Source organism: Mycobacterium sp. ITM-2016-00316 (genome assembly GCF_002968335.2).
GTDB lineage: Bacteria > Actinomycetota > Actinomycetes > Mycobacteriales > Mycobacteriaceae > Mycobacterium.
In genome coordinates this window covers 2,947,145-2,972,711 of record NZ_CP134398.1, presented here as the reverse complement: position 1 = coordinate 2,972,711, position 25,567 = coordinate 2,947,145, and the positions used below count along the sequence as shown (strand labels likewise).

Sequence of the window (25,567 nt, the reverse complement as noted above, 5' to 3'; positions counted from 1 at the left end):
TACCTAGGAGATGCGAGGGGGCAGCGCGACAGTGTCGCCCGCCACGTCGATCGCGACCTTGCCGCGCAGGGCCCACGACCGCCTGTCCTCCAGGAGCTCGTGAGCCTCACCCATCCGGGCGAGCGGCAGAGTCGCGCCGATGACCGGCTTCACGAGGCCGCGCTCGACCAGCGTGGTGAGCGCGTTCAACTTTCCCCGGTTCTGGCGTGTGAAGACGAAGTGATAGGCGGCGTTCTTGCCCCACGCCTCGATGAGGTTCTGCGGCTGGGCGAGGTCGACGATGCTGACGACGCGCCCGGAGTCGGCGAGCGTCAGCGGGCTTCGGGTGAGCGCGTCGCCGCCGATCGTGTCGTAGACGACATCGACCCCTTTGCCCTGCGTCAGTTCGGCCACGGCGTCGACGTAGTCCGTCGACGTGTAGTCGATCGCCGCATCCGCACCGAGCGAGCGCACGAAGTCGTGGTCGCCGGCTTTCGCGGTGGTGATCACTCGTGCGCCGATCGCCGCCGCGATCTGGATCGCGATGGTGCCGACGCCACCCGTGCCGCCATGGATGAGGATCGTCTCGCCGACGGTGAGCTGAGCTCGCGTCACCAGGGACTCCCAGACCGTTCCGCCGACCAGGGTCAGGCTCGCCGCCTCCAGGTGACTGACGTTTTCCGGCTTGCGGCCGACGAGGTCCACGTCGGCCACGTGCTGTTCGGCGTAGGAGCCGGGGCCGCCGAAAATCTGCGGCGTGTAGTACACCTCGTCGCCGACGCCGAACTCGTTCACATGCGTGCCGACTTCCTCGATCACGCCGGAGATGTCATGCCCGATGATCGCCGGGAGCGGCACCTGATCGGCGTAGTCTCCGCGGCGGATCTGATAGTCGAGCGGGTTGACGGCGGTCGCATGGACGCGCACCCGAACCTGGCGGGGCCCGACGTGCGGTACAGGGACCTCGCGCACTTCGAAAGCATCGGCCCCTCCGAAATGGGTGAGCACAACGGCTTTCATCGGATCAGTCATATCGGTGTTCCTCATCGTGGTCCTGGCGGCGCGCCGCGGCGAGCCGGGGCGGTTCGTTCCCAGTGTCGCGCACACGATCCACACACTCCAGTGGCGTGAATGCCAATATCCGCGAGGATAATGACAGCCGTGTCGCGCGGTGCTCGGGCATGATCCCGCGGGACGGACCAAGCCTTCGCGAGGCCACCACACCGACGCATAGGCTGGCTCGGTGAGTCTTCTGCTCGGTCCTGTGCTGCGCCACGTCGGCGACACCACCGCGATGGTCTGGGTGCAGACCGACGCACCCGCCGAGGTGGAAGTGCTGGGTGTTCGGCGCGTACCTTCCAGGTGCAGGACCACCATTACGCGCTCGTCCCCGTCCAGGGGTTGGCCCCGGATTCGACCACCGAATACCAGGTGCACATCGACGGCACGCAGGTCTGGCCACAACCCGATTCCGAGTTTCCGCCGAGCGTCATCCGTACCCGGGGCCCGGCGTCATCAGACCGGCTGCGACTGATCTTCGGTTCGTGCCGCTATCCCAAGACCGGCGACGCCAAGATCGACAACAAGCTCGGTCTGGATGCGCTGGACTGCTACGCGGCGCGGCTGACCGCGCAGCCGCACGAGCAGTGGCCTGACGTGTTGATCCTGCTCGGCGATCAGGTCTATGCCGATGAGCTGACTCCGGAAGCGCGGCAACAGATCACCGGCCGACGCACCAACAAGAAACGGCCCCCGGACGAGGTGGTCAGCTTCGGCGAATACGTCGGCCTCTACCGGCACACTTGGGGTGACCCCGAGATCCGCTGGGTGATGTCGACGCTGCCCACCGCCATGATCTTCGACGACCACGACATCCGTGACGATTGGAACACGTCGGCGGCGTGGCGGGCAGCGGTCAACAAGAAGCCGTGGTGGCGGGACCGGATTCGGTCCGGTCTGGCGTCCTACTGGGTCTACCAGCACATCGGCAACCTGAGCCCGCAGCAATTGGAGCAGGACGAGGATTATCAGCAGGTGCTGGCCACCGCCGGTGACTGCTGGCCGGTGCTGTCAGACCTCGCCGACCGCGCGGACCGGGAAGTCGACGGCGAGAAGGGCCTACGGTTCAGTTTTCGTTGGGACCTCGGGCGCAGCAGGCTCATCATGATCGACTCGCGGAACTCCCGGATTCTGGAAGACGGCAACCGGAAGATGTTGGGCGACGGCGAGTTCAGCTGGGTCGAGAAGCATGTCAACGAGGGCCTGGCAGATCTCGACCATCTGATTCTGGCGTCCTCTCTGCCGTGGCTGCTGCCACCGGCGATCGGTGACATGCAAACCGTCAACGAGTTCGCGGCCAACCGATCGGGCGTGCGCGGCGCGGTGGCCGAAAAAGTCAGACAGACAGTGGATTTCGAGCATTGGCCGGCCTTCTTGACGTCATTTCTGCGGTTGAGCCAACTCATCGAAGCAGCCGGCAGTTCTGACGGTGGGCCGGCGACGGTCAGCGTGCTCTCCGGCGACGTCCACCACAGCTACGCGGCGCGAGCCCAATTCCAGGGCGACGCCGCCGCCCGGGTCCACCAGCTTGTCTGCTCCCCCGTCCACAACTACGTGCCGTTCTTCATCAAACCGGTGTTCAAGCTTGGCTGGTCACCGCGGGCGGCCCGGGTTGCCCGACGGTGGGCGCGCCGCCATGGCGCACCCGATCTGCCGATGTCGTGGCGCAACCTGAGTGGCCCGCTGTTCGGCAACACGATCGCCACCCTGGAGACGGCGGGGCGCACCGCGCGCGTCGTTTTCGAACAACCGCTGGAGAACAGCGAGTTGACCGCGGTGACCGAAATATCTCTGACCGACTGACGGGCACCTGTCGTAACACGACTGCGCACTGCGGCGATGACCAGAGCGGTGCCTCTCGGGAGGCGCTCGTTCAGGTGAGGTCGGCAAAACGCTGCCGCCTGCCACGGGGGTCTGGCACAGTCTGCGCAGGGCCGTTTGGGGAGGATGTGAAGTGGTCACTGGAGCGCGAACAATCGGTCGCCTGGTTGCGGCGGCTTTCCTGGCGGCCGCGGCGCTGCCCGTCATGGTGCCGACTGCGGTGTCGCAGCCGTGCCCGGACATCGGCGTGGTGTTCGCCAGAGGCACCTCGGAGCCACCCGGGGTCGGCGGTGTCGGTCAGCGGTTCGTTGAAGCTCTACGTGCGCAAGCCTTTCCGCGCACGGTCGGTGTACACGGCGTCAATTATCCGGCGAGTAACAACTTCAGCGGCGGCCCGGCATTCCAGATGAGCGTCGCCGAAGGTGTGCGCGACGAGTCCGCCCACGTGCAGGGCGTGACCTCGGTGTGCCCGAGCACTCAGATGGTTCTCGGTGGGTACTCACAGGGGGCCGTCGTGACAGCTCTCGCCACCTCCGGCGTGGTGCCCGCAGGTATCGCGCCGGGGACTGCTCCCCCGCCGCTGCCCGCCGACGCCGTCGACAATGTGGCCGCGGTGGTCCTGTTCGGGACGCCCGCGGGTTGGTCCGCGGAGAAGTACGGAACCCCGGCGATCGATGTGGGCCCCGCCTACGCCGCCAAGGCCCTGGAGTTCTGCGCTCCCGGCGACACCGTCTGCTCGGGCGCACTGCCGTCGGGTTCGAGCGGCCCTCATCAGCAATATGGCGTCAATGGGATGGTCGACCAGGCGGCGGCCTTCACCGTCAGCCGGTTGGTGCGGGCGCCGGCACCCGTGTAGGGCTCATTGCCGTTGGAGCCGGCGTGATCCGCGGGATGCGCCCCTGGGCGCCGCTCTCTTGGAGCCTGCGCCTCCCGTGAGATAGAGAACCCGTCCTATCCCGGTGGATGGGCGTGCGTTCAGAATCGTTGCAACGAGTGACGACGGAAGCCCGATCACGAGGAGCAGCCATGACCACACCGCAGAACTCCCCGTTGGCCGGCCTCGGTCTGACGATCCCGCTCATCGCGGCGCCGATGGCCGGTGGTGCCACCACCCCCGCGATGGTGATCGCCGCCGCACACGCTGGTGCGCTGGGGTTCCTGGCCGCCGGCTACAAGACTCCCCAGGCTCTGGAGTCCGAGATCGCTGCCGTGCGAGACGCGTCAATCCCGTTCGGCGTCAATATCTTTGCCCCCAACCCGGTGCCGATCACCGGTCCGGACTATCGGCACTACGCCGGCGCCCTGCGGGCCGACGCGGATCGCTTCGGTCTGACCTTGCCCGCCGACCCCATCGATGACGATGATGCGTTCGGCGCCAAGATCGACCTGTTGTCGACGAATCCGGTACCCGTGGTGAGCTTCACCTTCGGGCTACCCAGCCACGACGTCCTCACCGCCCTGCAGCGGGCCGGGACAGTCGTGGTGCAGACCGTGACGACGTTGGCGGAAGCCGAACTGGCCGCCGCGGCGGGCGTGGACATGCTCGCCGTGCAGGCCAGCGCGGCCGGCGGGCATTCGGGCACGCTGTCTCCGAACCGCTTGCCGGCACCGGTTCCGATCGGTGACCTGATCCGGCAGGTGACCCATGGGGTGAAGGTGCCAGTGATCGCCGCGGGAGGACTTGCCACACCCGAGGCGGTATCGGCCGTGCTGAGCGCCGGTGCCGTCGCGGCCGCCGTGGGCACCGTTCTGCTGCGTGCCGACGAGAGCGCCGCGTCGGCCACCCACAAGGCGGCACTCGTCGACCCGTCGCGCACCGAGACCGTCCTGACCCGCGCCTTCACCGGGCGCCCCGCCCGCGGTCTGCGCAACAACTTCATCGACCGCTTCGAATCGGTTGCGCCGCTGGGCTACCCCGCAATCCACTACCTGACCAGCCCGCTCCGTAAGGCAGCCGCTGCGGCAGGCGATGCCGATCTTGTCCACCTCTGGGCTGGGACGGGCTACCGTCACGTCCGCGATGCATCGACGGCGTCGATCCTCACCTCCCTGGCCGGCTGAAAACTCCTGGCTCGCGCTGCGAGAGACGGGCAGTCCGTGGTGCTGCGTTCCTACGTTTGCTGATCAGCCGGGCGGGCTAGTTTGGAGGCATGCCGTCCGTTCTGTGGTTCCGTCGTGACCTCCGGTTGACCGATCTTCCCGCGTTGCTGGCCGCCGCCGAGGGTGACGGGGACGTACTCGGCTGCTTCGTCCTCGACCCCCGTCTGGAAGCATCCGCCGGCCCGCGGCGCATGCAGTACCTCGGTGACAGCCTGCGCCACCTGCAGCACCAACTGGACGGCCGGCTACTGGTGGTCCGCGGGCGCGCCGAGGAACGAATTCCGCTGATCGCCAAACATATCGGTGCGGACGCGGTGCACATCTCCGGTGACTTCACACCCTTCGGGCGACGCCGTGACGAACAGGTGCAGAAGGCGCTCGACAGCATCCCGTTGGTGGCGACCGGGTCCCCCTATCTGGTGTCGCCGGGCCGGGTCCTCAAGGACGACGACAGCCCCTACAAGGTGTTCACCCCGTACTTCCGCCGGTGGCAGGAACACGGCTGGCGCGCCCCCGCCACGTCGACCGCGACGTCGGCGCGCTGGCTCGACCCCGCGGACCTGTCGCACACGCCGTTGCGACCGGTGCAGATTCCCGATCCCGGCGCGGATATGGACGTCACCGCCGGGGAAGCCGCCGCACTGGAGCAGTGGAGGAACTTCGTCGACGACGACCTGCAAAACTACGAGCAGGACCGCAACCGCCCCGATCTCGCCCGGACCAGCCGGATGTCGGGTCCGCTGAAATTCGGCACCATTCACCCACGCACCATGGCTGCCGACCTCGACGCCCGCCGCACAGGCGATGCCGCATATCTGCGCGAGTTGGCATTCCGTGACTTCTACGCCGATGTGCTCAACCACTGGCCCCGCAGCGTCTGGTGGAACTGGAATGCCGACTTCGACGCGATCGAAATCGACGAGGGTTCTGATGCCGAGCAGCTGTTCGCGGCATGGAAGGCGGGCGAGACCGGCTTCCCGATCGTCGACGCCGGTATGCGTCAGCTGCGAGATACCGGCTTCATGCACAACAGGGTTCGGATGATCACCGCGTCATTCCTGGTCAAAGACCTGCACCTGCCCTGGCAGTGGGGTGCCCGCTGGTTCCTGGAACAGCTGGTCGATGGCGACATGGCGAGCAATCAGCACGGGTGGCAATGGTGTGCGGGCAGCGGCACCGACGCCGCGCCCTACTTCAGGGTGTTCAACCCGACCATGCAGGGGCAGAAGTTCGATCCCGCAGGCGATTACATCCGTCGCTGGGTCCCCGAACTCGTCGACGCCGACGACCCGCACCTGAAAAAGGGGCAGCGGCCGGCGGGCTACCCGGATCCGGTCGTGGATCACAGCCAGGAACGCGCCGAGGCCCTGCGCCGCTATCAGGCGATCACGGGTAAATGATCGTGGCACTGATACGGTCACACTATGCGTGATTCCGCCACAGTGGTCATCGATGTACCGGCCATGGACGTGTGGAACGTGGTGTCCGACATCCGCAACACAGGCAAGTTCTCGCCGGAGGTATTCGAAGCCGAGTGGCTCGACGGCGCGACCGGCCCGGCGCTGGGCGCGAAGTTCCGCGGGCACGTCAAGCGCAACGAGATCGGGCCGATCTACTGGACGACCTGTCGCGTGACGGCGTGCCAGCCGGGCAAGGAGTTCGGCTTCGAGGTGCTCGTCGGCGAGCGTGCGGTGAACAACTGGCACTACAGGTTCGAGCCCCGTGGCGAGACGTCGACGACCGTGACCGAATCCTTCTGGCTTCCGTTCCCCGCGTTGTTGCAGCCGTTGGAGCCGCTCTACTTCCTGCGCCGCCGCCGCAATGTGCGGGACATGACCACCACGCTGAACCGCATCAAGGACTACGTCGAGCAGAGTTAGCGGGTGCGTACCGGCAACCGCGCCCACCCACGGACACTCAAGGTGTGCGCTCGTCGCGCGTTGTCGTAATCGACGTCCCAGTCGGCCCAGCGCGTGAGCACCTCCTCGAACGCCACTCGTGCCTCCAGTCGCGCGAGCGCCGAACCAAGGCAGAAGTGAATCCCCTGCCCGAATCCCAGATGCGCTGCCTTGCGGTGGATGTCGAAACGATCAGGGTCGGGGTGCCGAGCGGGATCCCGATCGGCCGACGCATTGATCAACAGCATGTAGGAACCCTCGCTGATGGTCTGCCCGTAGTGCGTGACATCGCGCGCGACGTAGCGGGCCTGCACCGGTGACGGCGGTTCGAATCGCAAGGTCTCCTCGACCGCTGCAGGGATCAACGACGGGTCGCCGACCAGCTCGTGGCGCTGATCGGGATGCTCGGCGAGCAATTGCCCCATCGCCCCGATCAGTCGCGCCGTGGTTTCATTGCCGGCACCGGCGATCATCGCGGTGTAGGCCAGCACCTCGCCGCGTTCGAGCTTCCGGCGCGTACCGTCGGCCTCCTCGATCTCGGCGTTGAGCAGATCGGTCATCAGATCATCGGAAGGATGGTTGGACCGCCACTCGATGTACTCGACGAACATCGCCACGGCGTCCTGAAAGATCGTCGGGCTGATATCCCCATCCGGAACTGAGTCCACGGTGATGGCGGTGTCATTGCGATCCCGGATGCGCTGTTGCTCGTCCTCGGGAATCCCCAGCAGATAACCGATCGTCCGCATCGGCATGATGGCACCCAGATCGACGACGAAGTCGAAGCGATCCGATCCGACGATCGGATCCAAGGCGCGCGAACAGAATCCACGCACCAGATCCTCGACGGCCAGCATGCGTCGGGGCGTGAACACCCGCGACAAGAGCTTGCGATGCAGATCGTGCAGCGGAGGGTCCTCGAACAGCAGGATGCCGGGAGGCACCTCGATACCGCTGAACAGGATGTCGGCCGTGGTGCCGTGGCCCGACCGATAGGTCTGCCAGTTCGGCAGCGCCGGCGCGACGTCGTCGTAACGGCTCAGCGCGTAGAAGTTGTATTTCTCGTTGTAGTAGAGCGGCGCCTCGTCACGCATCCGCTTCCAGATCGGATACGGGTCATCGTCAATGTCATTGTCGAACGGGTCGTAATACACGCCGACAGTAGGATCAATGGTCACAGCAGCTACCTATCTGGGCTGGTTGGGAATACCGGGGAACAACTGCTCTGTCGGACCGGAGGTCACATAGCCACCGAGCTTGGTGGCCAGATGGGGGGCGAATACCGCGCCGTACGCGAGATGCCCCGCGACGATCATGGCCGCAACCGACAGCAGTGCAGATCCGGTGCGGGACGTCGACCGCGTGTCCGCCCACACTTCGACGACATTGCGGCCCTGCCCGTCGGTGCGCCCGAGCAGATAGGTGAACACCATCATCTGTACGGCCATGGCGATCGCGTCATAGATCGGGTACTGGTACCTGCTGCCCTCGAAAAGCGCCAAACCCGGAATGACCAAGCCGTAATAGAAGATGCCGAACCGCGGACCGAAAAAGGCGTTGAAGAACAAGGCCCAGCAGAACCCGACGAGCAACCCCACGACAAGCAGGGTCTGTGGCCTGCGCCACCCGAATCGCCGGATCGCCCAGCGCCCGAGTGCGGCACCGATCACCGCGGGCAGCACGAAGTAGGCGACATAGCCGATGGGTACCGCCGACGGCAGCCCACCGCCCCAGGTGAAGTTCATCGGCCACCAGGACGGCATTCGTGGGAGTGCGGGCGGGAATTGCGCGTACATCGCCCAGTCATACGGCGCTTCGATCCAGGAGAACGAGATGGCCGAGATGGACACCAGCAACAGCGGATGCAGGCGGCCACGCCGGTAGCTCAGGTACGCGCCGTACGCCAGGAACAGCGCACCACCGAGGTAGGCGAAGGACAGGCCGATGATGAGCGCCGGCGTCAGCGCGGTGCTCACTGCTCACTCTCCGGCGCTGCGCCGTGCACGGCGCGAGGCCCGCGCGCCTCGGGATCGAAGTACCAGACGAGACCGAAGATCAGGATCATCAGTCCGAACAACGTACCCAGCATGATGAGTTGACCCATGAACCTAGCCGCCAGGCCCGTTGGGCCACTTGAGAAGTGATCCGGCATCCACCCGAATGTGCTGTCCGGTGATGTAGCGGCTCTCGTCGCCGGCCAGGAACACGCCCAGGTTGGCCATGTCCTCGGGCTCGATGTACGGGATCGGCATCGCCTGGAACAGATTGAACAGCGGTTCGGCGTCTTCCCGGGTGGCGACCTTGCCCTCGGCCTTCAGATCGGGCCGGAACACCCCGTACATGCCCTCGTTCTGCAGCAGATGGGTGTTGCAGTTCGTCGGGTGCACGGCATTCACCCGGATCATCCTCGGCGCCAGGTGCAGACACATCTCATCGACGTAGTCCATGACGATGCGCTTGCTCCAGCCGTACCCGGCTCCCCCGGGTCCCATGTCCGGGCTGGTGGTGGTGCCGCGAATCATGCCCGCGGTGGAGCCGGTGACGATGATCGATGCACCCTCGGGTAAATGCGGAATCGCCACTGCCACTGTGTTCATCACGCCGACCAGATCGACGTCGGAGGCATCCACGAAACCCATCGGGTCGGGGTTGCCCATCGCCATCGGCAGGATGCCGGCGTTGGCGACGACGATGTCGATCTTGCCGAAGTCGGCCACCCCCGCCTCGACCGCAGCACGCAGCTCGTGGCGTTCGCGCACATCGGCGATCCGGGCCAGCACCCGCCGGCCCTGCCCCTTGACCGAGCGTTCCGTCTCGGCGAGATCCTCGGGTGTGGCCAACGGGTACGGGTTGGATGCTATGTCGCGGCAGATGTCGACGGCGATGATGTCGGCGCCCTCTCGCGCCATCGCGATCGCGTGCGCACGGCCCTGCCCCCGTGCGGCACCGGTGATGAAAGCGACCTTGCCGTCCAGCTTTCCGGGCATATGCTGTGCTCCTCTCGTCAGCCGGCCGGCGCAAAGGTGATGTGCAGCTCGCTGAGTCCACGCATGATGAAGGTCGGCTCGTATTCGTAGCGCCGGTCCTCGGCGGGCCCGTGGTGATCCTCGGAGATCGTGATGTCGTGCATCCGGTCCAGGATGCGTTCGAGCGAGATGCGACCTTCCGCTCGGGCCAGCGGCGCTCCCGGGCAGGAATGCGCGCCGCGGATGAAGGCGATCTGCTCGCGCACATTCGGTCGATCGGTCTGGAATTCATTGGGTCGCTGAAACTTTCGCGGGTCTCGGTTGCACGCACCCGGTAGCACCATCACCGTCGTTCCCGCCGGGATCTCAGCCTCGCCCACGGTCGTGGACGTGCTCGCCATCCGGAAGTGGGATTTGACCGGACTTTCCAGCCGAAGGGTTTCCTCCAGGAAGGCCGGAATCTTGCTCCGATCATCTCGCAGCAGCTTCTCGATGCCGGGGTTGTCTCCGATGAACCGCACCGCCGAACTCACCAGCTTCGTCGTGGTCTCGGTGCCGGCGGCGAACAGGAACGTCGACAGGTTCATCACGTCCTCGATGTCAGGTACCGAACCGTCCTCGTGCTTGGCCTGCGCGAGTTCGGTGAGGACATCTTTGCGGGGTGTTCGTCGGCGATCCTCGAGGTACCCGAAGAACTTCTCATTGAGCCATTGGAGTGGATTGTGTGTGGTCGGGGCTTCCTTGCCGAGTTCGCCGACGGTCTCCAACGCAAAGACCGCCTTGAACTCCTCATGGTCCTGCTCGGGCACCCCCAGCAGATCGGCGATGACCAGTAGCGAGAACGGCTTTGCGTAATCGACCAGGAACTCCGCACTCCCCCGGGCCAGAAAGGTGTCAAGCTGCCGGTCCGCGAGCCGCCACATGAAGTCCTCGTTCTCCTTGAGGCGTTTCGGCGTGATCAGCCTGCTCAACAAACCGCGTGTGCGGGTGTGCAGCGGCGCGTCCTGAGAGGTGATGTGCTCGGCCATCGGCACCTGGCTGCGGTGCTGCTCGATGAGATCGCGGACGTCGTCACTCTCGCCGGGGCCGAACGGCAGGCCGGAGAACGGACCGGCCACCGAGTTACAGGAGGAGAAAGCCGGATTCTTGTACACCGCGATTGCTTCGTCGTACCCGGTGATCGCGATGACGTTGAACGGCGTCGCCCGGGCCACCGGACACTTCGCACGCAGATGGTCGAAGTACGGATAGGGGTCCGGTACCAGTGCTTCGTCGGTGAAGTAGTCCACTGTGTCGAAGTCGGTCACCGCGCGCTCCTGATCGATCCGGTGGCCACCGCCACAAAACCTAACGTTTGTTACAAGAGACCCTAATACTCGTTCCGCTTTGCGGTCAACCGTCGCTTTGACAACGTATTTTGGGTGTGCGCTGCGGATACCTAGGTTTGCAGGAACCCAAATATCGGGTTTCAGAGATACGCCAGCGGCGCGGAAATCGCCGGCCCCACCGAATTCGGGCACCGACCCGATGCTGACACTTTCGGTGTGACACGTAACGTGAGCGCATGGGCTACCTCGGGGAGCTTCGGACCAACTGGCAGCCATTGGCGGCGGCAACCGCGGGTTTGAGCGCCGGGCTGAGCCTGAGCGCGTACACCAACGCCGCCATGGCCCCGCAGTTCCTCGGAGAATTCGGCTGGAATCGTTCGGAATTCGTGTTGACCGGCGTCATCACGCTACTGACGTTCGTGTTCCTGCCCATCTACGGCAGGCTCACCGATCTGTTCGGAGTCCGTCGTATCGCGGTGATCGGTGTCGTCGGACTACCGCTGTGCTGGGCCGGCTACGCGCTGATGTCCGGGCCCATCTGGCAGTACTTCGCGATCAACATCGTGCTGATCGGGCTGGGCGTCACCACGACGCCGGCGATCTACAGCCGAATCGTGGCAACCTGTTTCGACAAGGCCCGCGGTCTGGCACTGGCCATTGCCATCTCCGGACCACCCCTGCTCGGAGCCATCGGCGTACCCGCGCTCGACGTCATCAACCGGGTCTACGGCTGGCGAATGGGCTGCCTGGCGATCGCCGTCACGATCGCCGTGATCGGGAGCATCGCCTTGTTGCTGATTCCGGCCGGCGAGGCCGATGCCCGGCACACCCGCCGAGAGGGCAAGACCGGCAACGACTACCGCCTCATCGGCCGCACCCGGGTGTTCTGGATTCTGTTCGCCGGAGTGCTGCTCTGCAACCTATACCACACAGTGACCACCACCCAACTGGGTGTCGTCCTCGGTGATTCGCTGGGTACCGGAGGTGAGGTCTCGTTGCTGATCTCGATCTTCGCCACCGCCGTGATCGTCGGAAGATTCGCGTGCGGTATTGCGCTGGACCGCTTTCCGGCGCAACTGGTTGCGGCGGCCGCGATGGCACTGCCCGGCCTGGGATGCCTGCTCATCGCCTCGACCTGGGACGGCTTCACGGTGCTGGTCGTCGCGGTCTGCTGCCTGGGGGCGGCGTGGGGAGCCGAAGGCGATGTCATCGCCTATCTGGTGGCGCGGCGGTTCGACCTGACTCTGTACAGCACCGTGCTGAGCATCCTGTCCGCGGCCATCGGGGTCTCCTCTGCTCTCGGTGCCTTCATCCTCAGCAGGACACTGCAGGTGAGCGAGAGCTTCAACGGATTCCTGGTGTTCAGCGGAATCGCCGCATTCTTCGGTGGCGGCTTGTTCCTGCTGCTGGGCAGCCGGTCGGCCGTCGAAGAAGGCGCCGAGACCGGCGAACCGACGCAGCCGCGCTAGTCGCCGGAGGGCCGGCAGACCCCGACCGGAAGCGGCGAATGGTGCAGCAGGTTGAGGCTGGTGGATCCGATCAGCGCACTGGCCAGCGCTCCGTGACCTCGGGTCCCGACGATGACGAGTTGCGCACCGTCGAGGTGCTTCAGCAGCGCCTGGCTGGGTTTGGCCGGCTCGACGAAGAAACTGACATCGACCTCCGGATGGCGTTGCGCCCAGGGGCCGACGGTCGCGGTCAGCGAACTCCATTCCAGGGCTTCCAGTGCGTCCCAGTCGATCAGGAACGGGATGGTGACGTCGCCGGGCGCGCGACGCGACGACGAGGACCGCACGGCCCACAACGGGACGTGTAGTGCGCCGGCAAGGTCGAAGGCCAACTCGAGGGCGGCATCGCTGTTGTCGCCGTCAACCCCGACCACAATCGGTTGCGTTGTCGGAGAGAGAATGTCACCACGCCATGCAATGACCGGACAAGCCGACCGGGTGATCGTCTTCAGTGTCAGAGACCCGATCAGCAACGCGGAAGTCGCCGATACGTCCTGTGAGCCCAGCACGATCAGCCGGGACTGTGCGCTCAAGGATTCCAGCACTTCGTCGGCGGCTTCGGAAGGTGCGCTCGTGGTGATGCTCAGATCGGGTTCGGCACTGCGCACCGCGTCCGCCGCGGCGCTCAGGATGGATACCGCGGCCTCTCGCTGCCCGGTGATCGCCGCCGCCCGGACCGCCGCCGCCGCGTCGCTGAAATTGTGGCCGAGATAGGGCGTGGCATACACGATGTGCAGGGGCACTCCCAGTCGGGCGGCCACCGCGCCTGCCCAGGTTGCCGCACCCACCGCGTTCGCGGAACCGTCCACTCCGACCACGATGGGCTGTGCCGTATCGGTCATGTCACTGGTGTCCTCTCGGAGTTACTGTGCCGATGCGCACACTACGCGCCGCCGGATCGCACGCTCGCCGGTTGCGGCGGAACCACGCAGCACTAAGGACTTTGGACCCTGTCGGCGCGCGGCCGGCTCGGCTAGCGTCGACTGCGAACCTCACAGAGGAGCATCGCATGTCTACGCCAGCCGAGAACGCAGGAATCCTCGTCGCGGTCGACGGCTCGCCCGGTTCGGACGCCGCGGTGATCTGGGCCGCGCGGGAAGGGCTGCGCCGCAAGGTGCCGGTGACGCTGCTCCATGTCATCGCGCCGTTGATGGTCAGCTGGTCGTCCTCCGTGGCCGAGTCGAGTGTCGCTGATTTGCAGGAGGATTCATCCACGAGGGTGCTCGTGCATGCTCAGCAGGTCTTCGAGTCGGCACTCGAGGATCCGAGATCCGTGTCGTTGCGCACCGAGTCGCGACCGTCCCCGGTGGTGTGGACGCTGGCGGAAGCTTCGCGCTCGGCGTTGATGCTGGTAGTCGGCAACCGGGGCACCGGCGGGCACAACCGACTTCCCCTGGGATCGGTGGCTGCCGGCCTGCTGCACCATGCGCACAGCCCGGTCGTGGTGATCCACGAGGACGACGTTGCCGACGCCACGGCGCCGGTGGTGCTCGGCGTGGACGGGTCCCCGGCCTCGGAGGCCGCCACCCGGTTCGCCTTCGAGGAGGCGGCGCTGCGCGGTGTGGACCTGGTGGCCGTGCACGCCTGGAGCGATATCGGGGCGGTCCCGCTGTTCACCCTGGACTGGCAGGTGTACGAGGTAGAGGCACAGGAGACGCTGGCCGAACGGCTTGCCGGATGGCAGGAGCAGTACCCCGATGTGCACGTCCGGCGCCGGCTGGTGCGGGACCGTCCCGCGCACTGGCTGATCGAGGAGTCGCAGCACGCGCAGCTGGTCGTCGTCGGAAGCCGTGGGCGCGGCGGCTTCACCGGTCTGCTGCTGGGTTCGGTCGCCTCGACCGTCGCTCAGCTCTCGCACGCCGCGGTGGCCGTGGTCCACACCCACTGAGGGGTGATCACCACCGGCAGTAGTTGGGTTGTCCGGGCTGGATGTAGCGGAAGTCCATCAGGTAGAGCTGCGGAGTCAGATCGTCGGTGCGCCAAGCGGGATCGGTGACGATGTCTGCAGTGGTGTAGCGGTACCCGTCGTAGGCGTACGTCATCGGCACCGTATCGCCGGCCTGGTCCCACGCGTGGATCCATTTGCGGAATTCCACGACCGGCAGCGCGTAGCCGCGCGGGGACCCGTCGTAGTGGTAGATGCTGTCGCCATGGCGATCATCGATCTTGAGGATCCAGACCACATCTTCCTGGTACCCCCACACCTTGATCGGATTGCTGCCCAGCAGAAGGTGGTTGGACGACTCCCCCTCGGTACGCAGATTGCTGAACATGGAGAAATTGCCTGCGGTGCGCAAACCCAGGTAGGGCGTCAGGCCGATGAAAATCAACAGGACCGGGAAGACGTAGAGCAGCGCAGGCATCCGCGGGTCGACAATGCGCACCCCCTCCCAGCGCGGGGCGCGGTCCGCTGAGAACACCGTCGTCAGCAGCGGCCAGACCACGATGATGACTGCGGCGTCGAGGGCCAGGCCGGTGAGCAGCGTCAGCTCGGATATGCGGTGAACGTGCGCGCTCCACCCACACACCAGTGCGATGCCGAAGCAGATTCCCGCGTAGGCGCGCACCCGGGGCGCGGTCAGCAGCTGGACGTGGCTCGCGGGGACAAAGGTGAACAGCAGCGCGACGGCCAGCGCCCCGAAATCGACGAACCCGATCAGCGCGAGCGCGGCGTGCATGATCAGCGAGAACACCAGGATGCCCGCCTGCAGCCGCGGGACGGACAGCAGCAGACCCCCGCCGAGCTCCCACCCGATCACCGCTACCGCCGCGATGACACCGATCATCGGCGCCACGGCACCCAAGTGCGGCGTGAACAGCACCAGCAGGACGGCCGCGAGACCGGCGGCAGCGGTGCCCATCACCACCACGGAGAACATTCGGTTCCCGCCGGTGCCGAATCTGCCTCGTCGCAGCAACCGATAGCCGAGGTAGGCCATCACGACGGTGACCGGCACCACCAGCGGCACCCCGAGGAACCGGGTCTGCATGGCGGCGATGATGGATTGCAGCATGCCGGCCGCGCATGAGGCCGCGGGGTCGAAGAAATCAGCGTTCAGCTTGTCGAACCCGGCGATGACGTAGACCAGGATCAGACCGATACGCAGCACCGGCAGCATCGCGGCGTAGTCGTGATCGGGCGCATCCCGGCGCCGGATCAGTGAATGCGCGAACACCAGGATCATCGCCAGGTTCAGGCACAGCACCAGGTTGACGTGGTTGGCCACATCCGGGAACCGGAACAGCAGGAAGTACGCGGTCGACGCGACCAGCAACACCAGGAACTTCGGCCGGGTCATGCCGGTGGCGATCGCGGTGCCGGCGAGCAGGATGAAGGCGCCGGTGAACCAGGGATCGATCCACTGCTCGCCCAGTTCCATGACGATGGCAACGGTGTAGAGCAGTGCGAACACCGAGAACGGGCTCAGCGCAGGGTCGTCCCGTCCGGCCGCCTGCGTCACGTGCGCAGTTTAACCGCGACTCCCATCGTCACCTGTTGTAGCGGATCTCAAGATCGGCCGAGCACACCGCGGGGCCATCGGCATCGGCGGTGACCCGCACGCGTACCGGCCGGCCCTGCCGATCGAGGAAGGACAGCGGCGGCTTGCCGTCCTGCAGGTGCGCGTCGCCCCATTGCATCAGCGACAGGAAGACCGGCAACAGGTCCTCCCCGGCCGGGGTCAGGTGGTACTCATCGCGCGCCCGGCTGCCGGGCTCTCGGTAGGGCGCTCGCTGGACCACGCCGGCGGCCTCCAACTGCTTCAGCGCACGCGACACCGCGGGCGCCGAGGTTCCGATGCGCTCCACGAAGTCTTCGAACCGTTTTGTGCCATAGAAGCATTCGCGGACAGTGAGGAACACCGTCTTGGTGCTCAGCAGATCCAGCACCCTGGCCACCGAACAGCGGTCGCCGGCAGTCCAGGATTCGCGATCCTGAAGCTGTCGCTCGAATGTCATGGCCATCGCCCCAGTGTAGCTAATGGTTGCGTTACTCAGCTACCTGTGGTTGTATCTCAGTAACGCATTCGTTATTCAGCTGGGAGGAACAGTCATGGTTGCAGTCAGTGGCACGACAGTGTTGGTGACCGGAGGCCGACGCGGTCTCGGCTCGGCACTGGTAGACGAGGTACTCTCCCGCGGCGCGGCCAAGGTGTATTCGACTGCGCGCGAGCAGTACTCGGACAGTCGTGAAAAGGTGGTCAGCGTCCCCCTCGAGGTGCAAGACGAGACATCGGTCGGCGCGCTCGCGGCGATCGCCTCCGACGTCGACATCGTCATCAACAACGCCGGCATTCTGCTGCCGGGCTCTCTGCTGACCGGAGCCTTCGACGACATCACCACGACATTCGACATCAACACCCTCGGTCCGTTGCGGGTCACCCGGGCGTTCGCGCCGATACTTGCCGGCAACGGTGGCGGCGCGCTGGTGAACGTCCACTCCGCGTTGTCCTGGGTGGGAGGCAGCGGAGCCTACGGCGCCTCCAAGGCCGCCATCTGGTCGCTGTCCAATTCCCTGCGCCTGGAACTACGAGCCCAGGGCACCCAGGTGCTCGGCGTGCACGTCGGATTCGTCGACACCGAGATGGTCTCCGACGTGGCCCTGCCCAAGACCGCTCCGGGCGATGTTGCCGCCACTGTGATCGACGCCCTGGAAGCCGGAGCCCACGAGGTCCTGGTCGACGAGGTCTCCGTCGCAGTGAAGGCCCAACTGTCCGGGCCCGTCGAAAACCTCGTCTTCGACCTGGCGCACTGACCGGGCTGGCGCAGGAAGGCCGAAAACCATGCCGCTCTGGACCATTCACCACACCCCAGGCATCTTCACCGACGCCGAGAAGCGCGAACTGGCTTCGCGCATCACCGATCACTACGAGAAGATCGGGCTGCCGCGCTTCTATGTGGTCGCCATCTTCAATGAGACGACACCGGTGAATCTGTACGTCGGTGGCGAGCCCACGCCGGTCGGTGTGCGCGTCGTCATCGAACACATCGCCCGCAGCAGCGTGGATTCCGCAGGCAGACAAAGCACCAGTCGATGGATCAAGTCGATTCTCAGCCCTACCTCGACAGGCACGAGGGGTTGCACTGGGAGTTCCACGTCGACGAGACCAGCGAGGAGCTCTGGATGATCAACGGGCTCATCCCGCCGCCGGCGGGTTCGGAGGCCGAACGCGAATGGGTCCGGTCCAACGCCGCATCCGTGTACTGAGAACTGTTCGCCCAGCGTTCATTCTGCGGTGTGGCGGCGGCATTGCCTCACTGCAAGTGTCCTCGCATGCCCGTCACCCATCGTGTCGTCCCACTGCTCTCGCTTGTCGCCGTCGGCGCCCTCACCCTGGGTGCATGCAGTGACCCGGCCGCCGAATCCGGAGCGTTGCCAGAGAATCCCAGCGTCATCATCCTCAGCGGAGACGGGATGGGTTCACAGCAGCGCACCGCGATCCAGTACCACTCCTACGGGCTCGACGAGCGCCAGCCGATGGACGCTTTGCCTTTCGCGGGCATGCTGGACACGATCCCGGGTGATTCCGAGTACGCGGTCAGCGACTCTGCCGCCGGGGCCACCGCGTGGGCCATCGGCCAGAAGGTCCCCAACGGCACCACCGGCCTGGGGCCGGGCGGCGAATCGGTGCCGACGCTGCTCGACCTCGCCAAGGACCGCGGCATGTCAACCGGCCTGGTGAACGACCACGACGTCACCAACGCCACGCTCGCGGCCTTCGGCGCACCGGTTGCCGACCGGGATCTCAAGGTCGAGATCGCCGAGGGCTACCTGGACCGCGGTGTCGACGTGCTGTTCGGTGGTGGCGAAAAGTACTGGTACCCAGAGGGTGACGCCGGCAGGATTCCCGACGTCGGCGACGACGATGCCAGCGAAGGTACCTCGAACCTTGTCGAGCGCGCCGAAGAACTCGGCTACGGCTACGCGTACGACCGCGAGACCTTCGACGCACTGGCCGGGCCCAGGGCGCTCGCGCTCGTGCAGGACAGCGCCAAGCGGCGTTCCACCGAGATCGAAGGCTATGACTACCAGAACGACCCGCACTACGTGGCACCGGAGAAACTGGTCGCCAAGGCGCTGGACATCCTTGGTCAGAACGACAAGGGATTCTTCCTCGTCATCGAGAGCGATGACCTGGACTCCGATGGCCACGAGCACGACGCCCAGAACATGATGCTGGCCGGTGAATCCGTGAACGCCATGGTCCAGGTGATCACGGAGTACCAGAAGGAACATCCCGACGTTCTGCTGATCGTCACCGCCGACCACGAAACCGGCGGTATGGCCATCGAAAACGTGCTCGATGACGGCGAGCCCGAGCCCAACAGCGATCAGATCGCCGATGACCCGGTGCCCTACTGGGCCGAAACTCCGGAGAACATGCCGCTGGCGGGCGGTGGTGTCCCCAAGCGCAGCGGTCCTTTCACCATCAAGGGCACCGACCGACAGTTCAAGGTTGACTGGACGACTCCAGAGCACACCGGAACCATGGTGCCGGTGACGGCCGCCGGTCCGCTCGCCGAGCGGTTTACCGGCGTGCACCACAACACCCACGTCTACGACGTCGTGACCGAACTGTTCGGCAACTGAGAACAGCTTTCTAGGCGGCATGCCGCGACATTGCCGTTATCGCGCGGTTGTTCGAGTAACAGCCGCAATAACAGCAATCTCGCGGGCTCGGCTCCGGGTTTCGCCAGCATTCGCCGCCGCCCGGGACACGTCACCGGTTGCGTTCAGCCGGATCCGATTGCCCGGGCCTTACCCTGAGGCGGTGACCCACCGCGGCGACGACGACAACAACCATGGCCGGGTCCGTGCTTCCGCGCGCAGGGCGCTGGGGGCCGCCTTCGTGACCGTCGCGCTCGCGGGCTGCGGCTCCCCCACCATCGTCAACACCGGCGAGCCCTGGACCCCGGTCGACACACCCGCACCGCCACCGCGCCTGCCGGAGCACAGGTCGAATAGGGTCCTGGCCGACGCATCGGAGTATTACGTCGTCACCGAGACGCCCAAGGTGTATCGCTTCGCCACCCCCAGCGGTCGTTGGCAATGCGAGATCGTGCCGCACGCCTCGGCGGGCTGCCGCCCGGCGACGTCGTCGACGCTGGGCATCACGGGCGCGCCGACGGCGGTACCCGGAGCCGATGGTGAACCGGCCGCGCCGAACACCATCGTGATCGATCGCGGCTCCGACGTCCGGTTCGTCGAGACAGCCACCGACACCGACACCCCGATCGCCACGCTGCCGTTCGGCAAGGTGCTGCAGGTCGCGGGATTCCGGTGCAACGTCCAGGAAGCCACCGGGGTGTCCTGTGGCAGCGAATCCAGCGGCAAGGGATTCACCTTCTCCGCCGAGGGCTACGCCGCGGTGTACACCGATGTCCCGCACTAGAGCGGTCCGCTTCACGGCCGGTCTGGTCTTCGCGCACCTGCTCACCTCCGGCGAGGTCTTCATCGTCCTGATGTCGCTGCGCCGCCAGAACCACAGTGGGGCAGAGGTGTTGGTGCCGCAGGGCGATCTGTGGACCGTTCTGGTCGTGGTGCTGCTGGGCACGGTGCTGGCGGGGATCGGCGGTTACCGCATCATCGCGCCATCGCTGCGCTGGTTCGAGGCCGGAATCGAACCGAATGTGCGCCAGCGTCGCGCCGCCATCAACATGATCCTGCGCCAGTCGGTGTTGCTGTTGTCGATCTGGTTGCTCGGTGCGGCGGTCTTCATCATCGCCAGCGGCATCACCGGCTGGAAGCCGATCCTGCTCATCGAGGTCTCGGCGCTGTTCGGCGGCATCTCCACCGCCAGCAGTAGCCTGCTGTTCACCCAGCGGGTCACCCGGCCTGTGGTTGCCGCGGCGTCAAGGGATTTCGACGGCCGTGTGACCGCCCCCGGCGTGCAGGCGCGACTGGTGCTGATGTGGACGCTCACCACGGCAGTGCCGAGCCTCACCATCGCGATCATGGTGGTGGCCCGCGCCAACGGCTGGTTGATCCCGGAGTCGGCGTCGGTGGATGTCCCGGTGGTGCTGCTCTCACTGGTCTCGGTATTCCTCGGGTTGCGCACCCTGATGCTGGTCTCCATCTCCATCTCCGATCCCCTGCGCGAGATCATCGACGCGATGGCCGATGTCGAGCAGGGCCGCATCGGCAAGCAGGTGGATGTGTACGAGCAATCCGAGATCGGCAGGTTGCAGCACGGGTTCAACCGGATGGTGGCGGGCCTGCAGGAGCGTGACCGTCTGCGCGACCTGTTCGGCCGGCACGTCGGTCCCGAAGTGGTGAGTATGGCCATCGAGACGGGTGCGGTGACCGATGACGTGCTGTCCGGCGATGTGCGCGAAGTGGCCGTCCTGTTCATCGACGTGACGGGTTCCACCGCCCTGGCGATGACCCGCACCCCGGCCGAGGTGGCCGACGTGTTCAACGATTTCTTCCGGATCGTGGTGGCCGCCGTCGAGGCCCACCACGGGCTGATCAACAAGTTCCAGGGCGATGCGGTGCTGGCCGTGTTCGGCGCGCCCATCGCCTCGCAGACGGCGGCCGCGTCGGCGCTGGCGGCGGCCCGCACGCTGGGCGCGGCCCTCGGGCGCCAGGAACTGGACTACGGCATCGGGGTCTCGGCGGGGCCCGCGTTCGCAGGCAACATCGGTGCGGAAAACCGCTACGAATACACGGTCATCGGGGATCCGGTCAATGAGGCTGCGCGGCTGGCCGATATCGCCAAGACACTGCCGGCGCGCATCGCGTGTTCCGGCGCCGCTATGGAGCGGGCCGGCGACGAAGTCAGGCACTGGGACAGACACGGCGAGGTGACGTTGCGTGGGCGTTCCGAGCCGACCGATGTCCACGTGCCACGATGATGGCCATGAGCGAAGCTTGCGAGCGATCATCAACCAATGAGTGAGATTGCGCCCTTCCAGATCGCGGTGACCGACGACGAACTGGACGACCTGTCCCGCCGGCTGACGCATACCCGGTGGCCCGAGGCCGAATGCGTCGACGACTGGAGCCAGGGCATCCCGCTGGCCTACACCCGGGATCTCGCCGAGTACTGGGCCGAGGGCTACGACTGGCGGGCGCGGGAGGCCGCGCTCAATCGCTTCCCGCAGTTCGTCACCGCCATCGACGACCTGGACATCCATTTCATCCACCAGCGGTCCCCGCACGAGGACGCGTTCCCGTTGGTCATCACCCACGGCTGGCCGGGATCGATCGTCGAGTTTCAGAAGATCATCGCCCCACTGACCGATCCCACCTCGCACGGCGGCCGCGCCGAGGATGCGTTTCACGTCGTCTGCCCGTCACTGCCCGGCTATGGCTTCTCCGGCAAGCCCACCACCACCGGATGGGGTGTCGAGCGGATCGCGACGGCCTGGGACACCCTGATGGGCCGGTTGGGTTATGAGCGCTACGGCGCCCAGGGCGGCGACTGGGGTGCGGCCGTCACCACGCAGATCGGGCGGAATGTCGGCCGGTGCTGCGCGATTCACACCAACATGGCCATCGGTCAACCCACGACCGAGAGCATGCAGAACCCGACCGAGGACGACCAGGCGGCCTTCGCGGCGATGAAGCACTACCGGAAATGGGAAGCAGGCTATTCCAAGCAGCAGGCCACCCGGCCGCAGACGCTGGGCTACGGTCTGGTCGATTCGCCGGTGGCCCAAATGGCCTGGATCGTGGAGAAATTCTGGTCCTGGAGCGACTGCGACGGGCACCCGGAGAACGTGTTCAGCCGGGATGAGCTGCTGGACAACGTGATGCTGTACTGGCTCACCGGCACCGGGGCGTCATCGGCGCGGTTGTACTGGGAGAGTTTCGGCGCCTTCGGCAAGCGCGAACCGGTGTCGCTGCCCACCGGTGTCGCGGACTTCCCGAAGGAGATCATGCGGTCGCCGCGTCCCTGGTGCGAATCGCACTACAACATCACCCGGTGGACGACGATGCCGCGCGGCGGGCATTTCGCCGCGTTCGAACAACCCGAATTGCTGATCGAGGACATCAGGGCATTCTTCGCTACGGTGCGACGCTAATCGGCCCGGCCCGCCGGGCGGGCGAGCAGCCGGTAGCCGCCGTAAAGCAGCGCGGCCACAACGAAATTGACGAAGTATGCGATATCGGCGCCATGCCAGGCGGCCGCCACCGGCCCCTTGATCAGTGTGGTGTTCATGAACGGCATCGCCGCGGCATAGGAGAGCACGAAGACCGCCAGCGCCGCGATGGCGTGGCGGCGTTCGGTGAACGCCGAGGCCACGTCGACGGCGGGACCGGCGCCGCGGGTCCGCAGCACCCAGTCGATGCCGATGATTGCCGCAAAAGCGGGAATCCAGTACCCGATCAGCAACAGCACATCGAGGAACCTCGTCGAGGTGTCGGCACCCTCGAGCCACAAGATGAGAAAGAACGCGAGGACGGTCACCACGACCGCGGACACCGGCCGGCGCACCCGTACGCCGAGCGTCTGCAGGGCCAGCGAACCGCTGTAGTCGTTCATGACACCGGAGCCCACTGAGGCCAAGGCGATGATCAGCAGTGCCACCGCGCCCAGTGCGCCGCCGCCCATCACATCGCGCACGCCCTCGGCGGTGTGCGCACCGATCACATCGGCAGCGGCGATCCCGATGCCCTGCACGAAGATGTACGCCAGCACCATTCCGCCGAATGTGTACCCGAACACCTTGGCCTTCGGCGACTCCACCGGCAGGTAGCGGCTGAAGTCCGCGGCGTAGCTTGCCCAGGAGATCGTCAAGCTGAGCGCGATGGTGACCTCGAGCACGAACGCGCCGATGAGATCGGCACCGGTGACGGTGGCGGGTGTCACGACCGTGCCGGCTGGGTGGCCCTGGACCAGTTTGACGGCGAACACCACGAAGGTGGCGAACAGCACCACCGTCAACACGGCCTGCAGTCGGTGGATGAGTTCGTAGCCGACGAATCCGACCGCGCCCTGCACGGCCAGCACGATCAAGACGGCCACCCAGAACGGGATGTCGAGCAGCAGGGCGAGCGCCTGCCCGCCGAACAGGCCGACCAGCGCGTCCCAGGCGATCGAGGACAGCCACTGTAGAGCGGCCGGCAACGCCACACCCGGACCGAAGGCGAGCCGCGCCGACGGCAACTGCGCGGTACCGGTGCGCGGACCCCAGGTGGACAGGTACGCCACCACCAGTCCACCCAACACGGTGCCGATCACCATCGCCAGCAGTCCCAGCCAGAACCCGAGGCCCAGCAGGATGGCCAGGGTGCCGGTGAAAACGCCGGTCATGTTGACCTGGGGTGCGAACCACACGGTGAACAACCGCGCGGGTGTCCCGTAGCGGCGGTCGGCGGCGATGGGCGCAATACCGTGCGTCTCCACCGAGAGATCGCCGGCGCCGGCCGGGGACCTGCCGCTGAACGACGGCGAATCAATCGCCCGGTTGGATGTCTGAGTACCACTTGTCAGGCCGCCGGTCATGCGAGTATTCGATCACGCCACCCCGGTCCGTCCGGGCCCACACCTCCGATGCCTGTGCGTGTCGACACATCGGCGCAGCGGATTCTGTCTCCAATGCCGCAAAAGAGCTATGGATTCCATTGTCGGAATGTAAATTCGTTGCGGAATCGCTTGCGAAGGAACTGGTGATCGGTAATGGTTGATCAAGACCACCGCAATGCTCGAGGGAGGCTCCGCCCTGACCGGTACACACGCCACCGCCACTGACCAGACCGTCGGCGAGAACGGGACACCCCTGCGCAGGGGCGAGCCCGTGATCGAGATCGACCATGTGGTCAAACGCTTCGACGACTACGTCGCCGTGGCCGATGCCGACTTCACGATCGCCGCGGGAGAGTTCTTCTCGATGCTGGGGCCATCAGGCTGCGGTAAGACGACCACGCTACGGATGATCGCCGGCTTCGAGACGCCGACCGCCGGCGCCATCCGGCTCCAAGGCGTCGACGTGTCCAAGGTCCCCCCGCACAAGCGCAACGTCAACACCGTGTTCCAGCACTACGCGTTGTTCCCGCACATGACGGTGTGGGACAACATCGCCTACGGCCCGCGCAGCATGAAGATCGACAAGACAAAAGGGAAAGGTGAGGTCAAACGGCGCGTCGATGAGATCATCGAGATCGTCCGGCTCACCGACTTCGCCAAGCGCAAGCCGGCGCAGTTGTCCGGCGGTCAGCAGCAGCGCGTCGCGCTGGCCCGCGCCCTTGTCAACTACCCCAGCGCACTGCTGCTCGACGAACCACTGGGCGCGCTCGACCTCAAACTCCGCCACGCCATGCAGTTCGAGCTCAAACGCATCCAACGTGAGGTCGGCATCACCTTCATCTACGTCACCCATGACCAGGAAGAAGCGCTGACGATGAGTGACCGGATCGCGGTGATGAACGCCGGCAACGTGGAGCAGATCGGGAGCCCGGCCGACATCTACGACCGACCCGCCTCGGTCTTCGTCGCGGGCTTCATCGGGCAGGCCAACCTGTGGGCCGGCAAGCAGACCGGCCGGACCAACCGCGACTTCGTCGAGATCGAGGTGCTCGGCACCACGCTGAAGTCGCGTCCCGGCGACACCGCCATCGAGTCCGGTGGACAGGCCACCTTGATGATCCGGCCCGAACGCGTCCAGGTCTCCACCGATCAACCCGGCGGCGATCTCGCGGTGGTCCGGGCGACCGTGCGGGATCTCACCTTTCAGGGCCCCGTGGTGCGACTGTCGCTCGCCGCACCCGACGACTCGACGGTGGTCGCGCATGTCGGCCCGGAGCAGAGTCTGCCGCTGCTGCGGCCCGGCGATGAGGTCTACGTCAGCTGGTCCCCGGAGGCGTCGTTGGTTCTGCCGGCCGCGGACATCCCCACCACCGAAGATCTCGAAGAGATGCTCGACGAATCCTGATCTCTTCGCTGCACTCCCCTCCCTCACGAAAG

The 25,567-nt window shown here is 65.9% G+C and carries 22 protein-coding genes and 2 pseudogenes; 14 read left to right on the top strand and 10 right to left on the bottom strand.

The window, feature by feature from the left end; genetic code table 11:
• Positions 1-3: 3 nt before the first annotated feature.
• Positions 4-1,011 (bottom strand): zinc-dependent alcohol dehydrogenase family protein, encoded by a 1,008-nt coding sequence (locus tag C6A86_RS14280; RefSeq protein WP_105365882.1) that lies wholly within the window; start codon positions 1,009-1,011, stop codon positions 4-6.
• 211 nt (positions 1,012-1,222) lie between these two features.
• Between C6A86_RS14280 and C6A86_RS14275 the strand changes: the two are divergent.
• The 5 genes and pseudogenes from C6A86_RS14275 (at position 1,223) to C6A86_RS14255 (ending at position 6,839) form a co-directional block, all read left to right on the top strand.
• Positions 1,223-2,841 (top strand): annotated as a pseudogene (locus C6A86_RS14275) (alkaline phosphatase D family protein).
• Positions 2,842-2,992: 151 nt separating this feature from the next.
• Positions 2,993-3,715 carry a cutinase family protein gene (locus tag C6A86_RS14270; protein WP_233213228.1) on the top strand — a complete coding sequence of 241 codons (723 nt, stop codon included), beginning with the start codon at positions 2,993-2,995 and terminating at the stop codon, positions 3,713-3,715.
• 170 nt (positions 3,716-3,885) lie between these two features.
• A complete protein-coding gene (locus C6A86_RS14265; RefSeq protein ID WP_105365881.1) occupies positions 3,886-4,920 on the top strand; it encodes a nitronate monooxygenase in 1,035 nt (344 codons plus the stop codon).
• 89 nt (positions 4,921-5,009) lie between these two features.
• On the top strand, positions 5,010-6,359 hold the full coding sequence (locus C6A86_RS14260) for a deoxyribodipyrimidine photo-lyase (RefSeq protein ID WP_105365880.1): 1,350 nt from the start codon (positions 5,010-5,012) through the stop codon (positions 6,357-6,359).
• Positions 6,360-6,383: 24 nt separating this feature from the next.
• Positions 6,384-6,839: an SRPBCC family protein gene (locus tag C6A86_RS14255; RefSeq protein ID WP_105365879.1), complete on the top strand. Its 456-nt coding sequence runs from the start codon at positions 6,384-6,386 to the stop codon at positions 6,837-6,839.
• On the opposite strand, the gene C6A86_RS14250 is transcribed toward C6A86_RS14255, so the two are convergent.
• The 5 genes from C6A86_RS14250 to C6A86_RS14230 are packed head-to-tail and all read right to left on the bottom strand — an operon-like array spanning position 6,836 to position 11,130.
• The gene (locus C6A86_RS14250; protein WP_311101202.1) at positions 6,836-8,035 is read right to left on the bottom strand and encodes a cytochrome P450; all 1,200 of its coding nucleotides are present in this window, start codon (positions 8,033-8,035) and stop codon (positions 6,836-6,838) included. The two genes, C6A86_RS14255 and C6A86_RS14250, sit on opposite strands and share 4 nt — an antisense overlap.
• A gap of 9 nt (positions 8,036-8,044) precedes the next feature.
• Positions 8,045-8,833 (bottom strand): spirocyclase AveC family protein, encoded by a 789-nt coding sequence (locus tag C6A86_RS14245; protein WP_105365877.1) that lies wholly within the window; start codon positions 8,831-8,833, stop codon positions 8,045-8,047.
• Positions 8,830-8,961, bottom strand: a complete 132-nt coding sequence (locus tag C6A86_RS14240; RefSeq protein ID WP_255419492.1) for a hypothetical protein — start codon at positions 8,959-8,961, stop codon at positions 8,830-8,832. The genes C6A86_RS14245 and C6A86_RS14240 overlap by 4 nt, the downstream gene beginning before the upstream one ends.
• Before the next feature lie 4 nt (positions 8,962-8,965).
• Positions 8,966-9,844 (bottom strand): mycofactocin-coupled SDR family oxidoreductase, encoded by an 879-nt coding sequence (locus tag C6A86_RS14235; RefSeq protein WP_105365876.1) that lies wholly within the window; start codon positions 9,842-9,844, stop codon positions 8,966-8,968.
• A gap of 17 nt (positions 9,845-9,861) precedes the next feature.
• Entirely contained in the window at positions 9,862-11,130 is a 1,269-nt protein-coding gene (locus tag C6A86_RS14230; RefSeq protein ID WP_105365875.1) for a cytochrome P450, read from the bottom strand.
• A gap of 257 nt (positions 11,131-11,387) precedes the next feature.
• Here C6A86_RS14230 and C6A86_RS14225 point away from each other — a divergent pair, with 257 nt between their 5' ends.
• The gene (locus tag C6A86_RS14225; RefSeq protein WP_105365874.1) at positions 11,388-12,620 is read left to right on the top strand and encodes an MFS transporter; all 1,233 of its coding nucleotides are present in this window, start codon (positions 11,388-11,390) and stop codon (positions 12,618-12,620) included.
• Here C6A86_RS14225 and C6A86_RS14220 read toward each other — a convergent pair.
• On the bottom strand, positions 12,617-13,501 hold the full coding sequence (locus tag C6A86_RS14220; protein WP_105365873.1) for a universal stress protein: 885 nt from the start codon (positions 13,499-13,501) through the stop codon (positions 12,617-12,619). The two genes, C6A86_RS14225 and C6A86_RS14220, sit on opposite strands and share 4 nt — an antisense overlap.
• 167 nt (positions 13,502-13,668) lie before the next feature.
• Between C6A86_RS14220 and C6A86_RS14215 the strand changes: the two genes are divergently transcribed.
• Entirely contained in the window at positions 13,669-14,547 is an 879-nt protein-coding gene (locus C6A86_RS14215) for a universal stress protein (protein ID WP_105365872.1), read from the top strand.
• Positions 14,548-14,554: 7 nt separating this feature from the next.
• On the opposite strand, the gene C6A86_RS14210 is transcribed toward C6A86_RS14215, so the two are convergent.
• Positions 14,555-16,120, bottom strand: a complete 1,566-nt coding sequence (locus C6A86_RS14210) for a hypothetical protein (protein ID WP_311101201.1) — start codon at positions 16,118-16,120, stop codon at positions 14,555-14,557.
• A 28-nt stretch (positions 16,121-16,148) separates the two neighbouring features.
• Positions 16,149-16,616 (bottom strand): helix-turn-helix domain-containing protein, encoded by a 468-nt coding sequence (locus C6A86_RS14205; RefSeq protein ID WP_199196410.1) that lies wholly within the window; start codon positions 16,614-16,616, stop codon positions 16,149-16,151.
• A gap of 94 nt (positions 16,617-16,710) precedes the next feature.
• Here C6A86_RS14205 and C6A86_RS14200 point away from each other — a divergent pair, with 94 nt between their 5' ends.
• The 6 genes and pseudogenes from C6A86_RS14200 to C6A86_RS14175 all read left to right on the top strand — a co-directional run bounded on the left by C6A86_RS14200 (position 16,711) and on the right by C6A86_RS14175 (position 22,685).
• Positions 16,711-17,412: an SDR family oxidoreductase gene (locus C6A86_RS14200; RefSeq protein WP_105365869.1), complete on the top strand. Its 702-nt coding sequence runs from the start codon at positions 16,711-16,713 to the stop codon at positions 17,410-17,412.
• Between the two features lie 28 nt (positions 17,413-17,440).
• Positions 17,441-17,865, top strand: a pseudogene (locus C6A86_RS14195) (tautomerase family protein).
• 66 nt (positions 17,866-17,931) lie between these two features.
• Positions 17,932-19,248: an alkaline phosphatase gene (locus C6A86_RS14190; RefSeq protein ID WP_105365867.1), complete on the top strand. Its 1,317-nt coding sequence runs from the start codon at positions 17,932-17,934 to the stop codon at positions 19,246-19,248.
• Between the two features lie 181 nt (positions 19,249-19,429).
• Positions 19,430-20,050 carry a hypothetical protein gene (locus C6A86_RS14185; protein WP_233213227.1) on the top strand — a complete coding sequence of 207 codons (621 nt, stop codon included), beginning with the start codon at positions 19,430-19,432 and terminating at the stop codon, positions 20,048-20,050.
• Positions 20,037-21,512, top strand: a complete 1,476-nt coding sequence (locus tag C6A86_RS14180) for an adenylate/guanylate cyclase domain-containing protein (RefSeq protein WP_105365866.1) — start codon at positions 20,037-20,039, stop codon at positions 21,510-21,512. The genes C6A86_RS14185 and C6A86_RS14180 overlap by 14 nt, the downstream gene beginning before the upstream one ends.
• Positions 21,513-21,557: 45 nt before the next feature.
• On the top strand, positions 21,558-22,685 hold the full coding sequence (locus tag C6A86_RS14175; protein WP_105365892.1) for an epoxide hydrolase family protein: 1,128 nt from the start codon (positions 21,558-21,560) through the stop codon (positions 22,683-22,685).
• On the opposite strand, the gene C6A86_RS14170 is transcribed toward C6A86_RS14175, so the two are convergent.
• Entirely contained in the window at positions 22,682-24,109 is a 1,428-nt protein-coding gene (locus C6A86_RS14170; protein WP_105365865.1) for a cytosine permease, read from the bottom strand. The two genes, C6A86_RS14175 and C6A86_RS14170, sit on opposite strands and share 4 nt — an antisense overlap.
• A gap of 292 nt (positions 24,110-24,401) precedes the next feature.
• On the opposite strand from C6A86_RS14170, the gene C6A86_RS14165 reads away from it, so the two are divergent.
• A complete protein-coding gene (locus C6A86_RS14165; protein WP_105365891.1) occupies positions 24,402-25,535 on the top strand; it encodes an ABC transporter ATP-binding protein in 1,134 nt (377 codons plus the stop codon).
• The last annotated feature ends 32 nt before the right edge of the window (positions 25,536-25,567 follow it).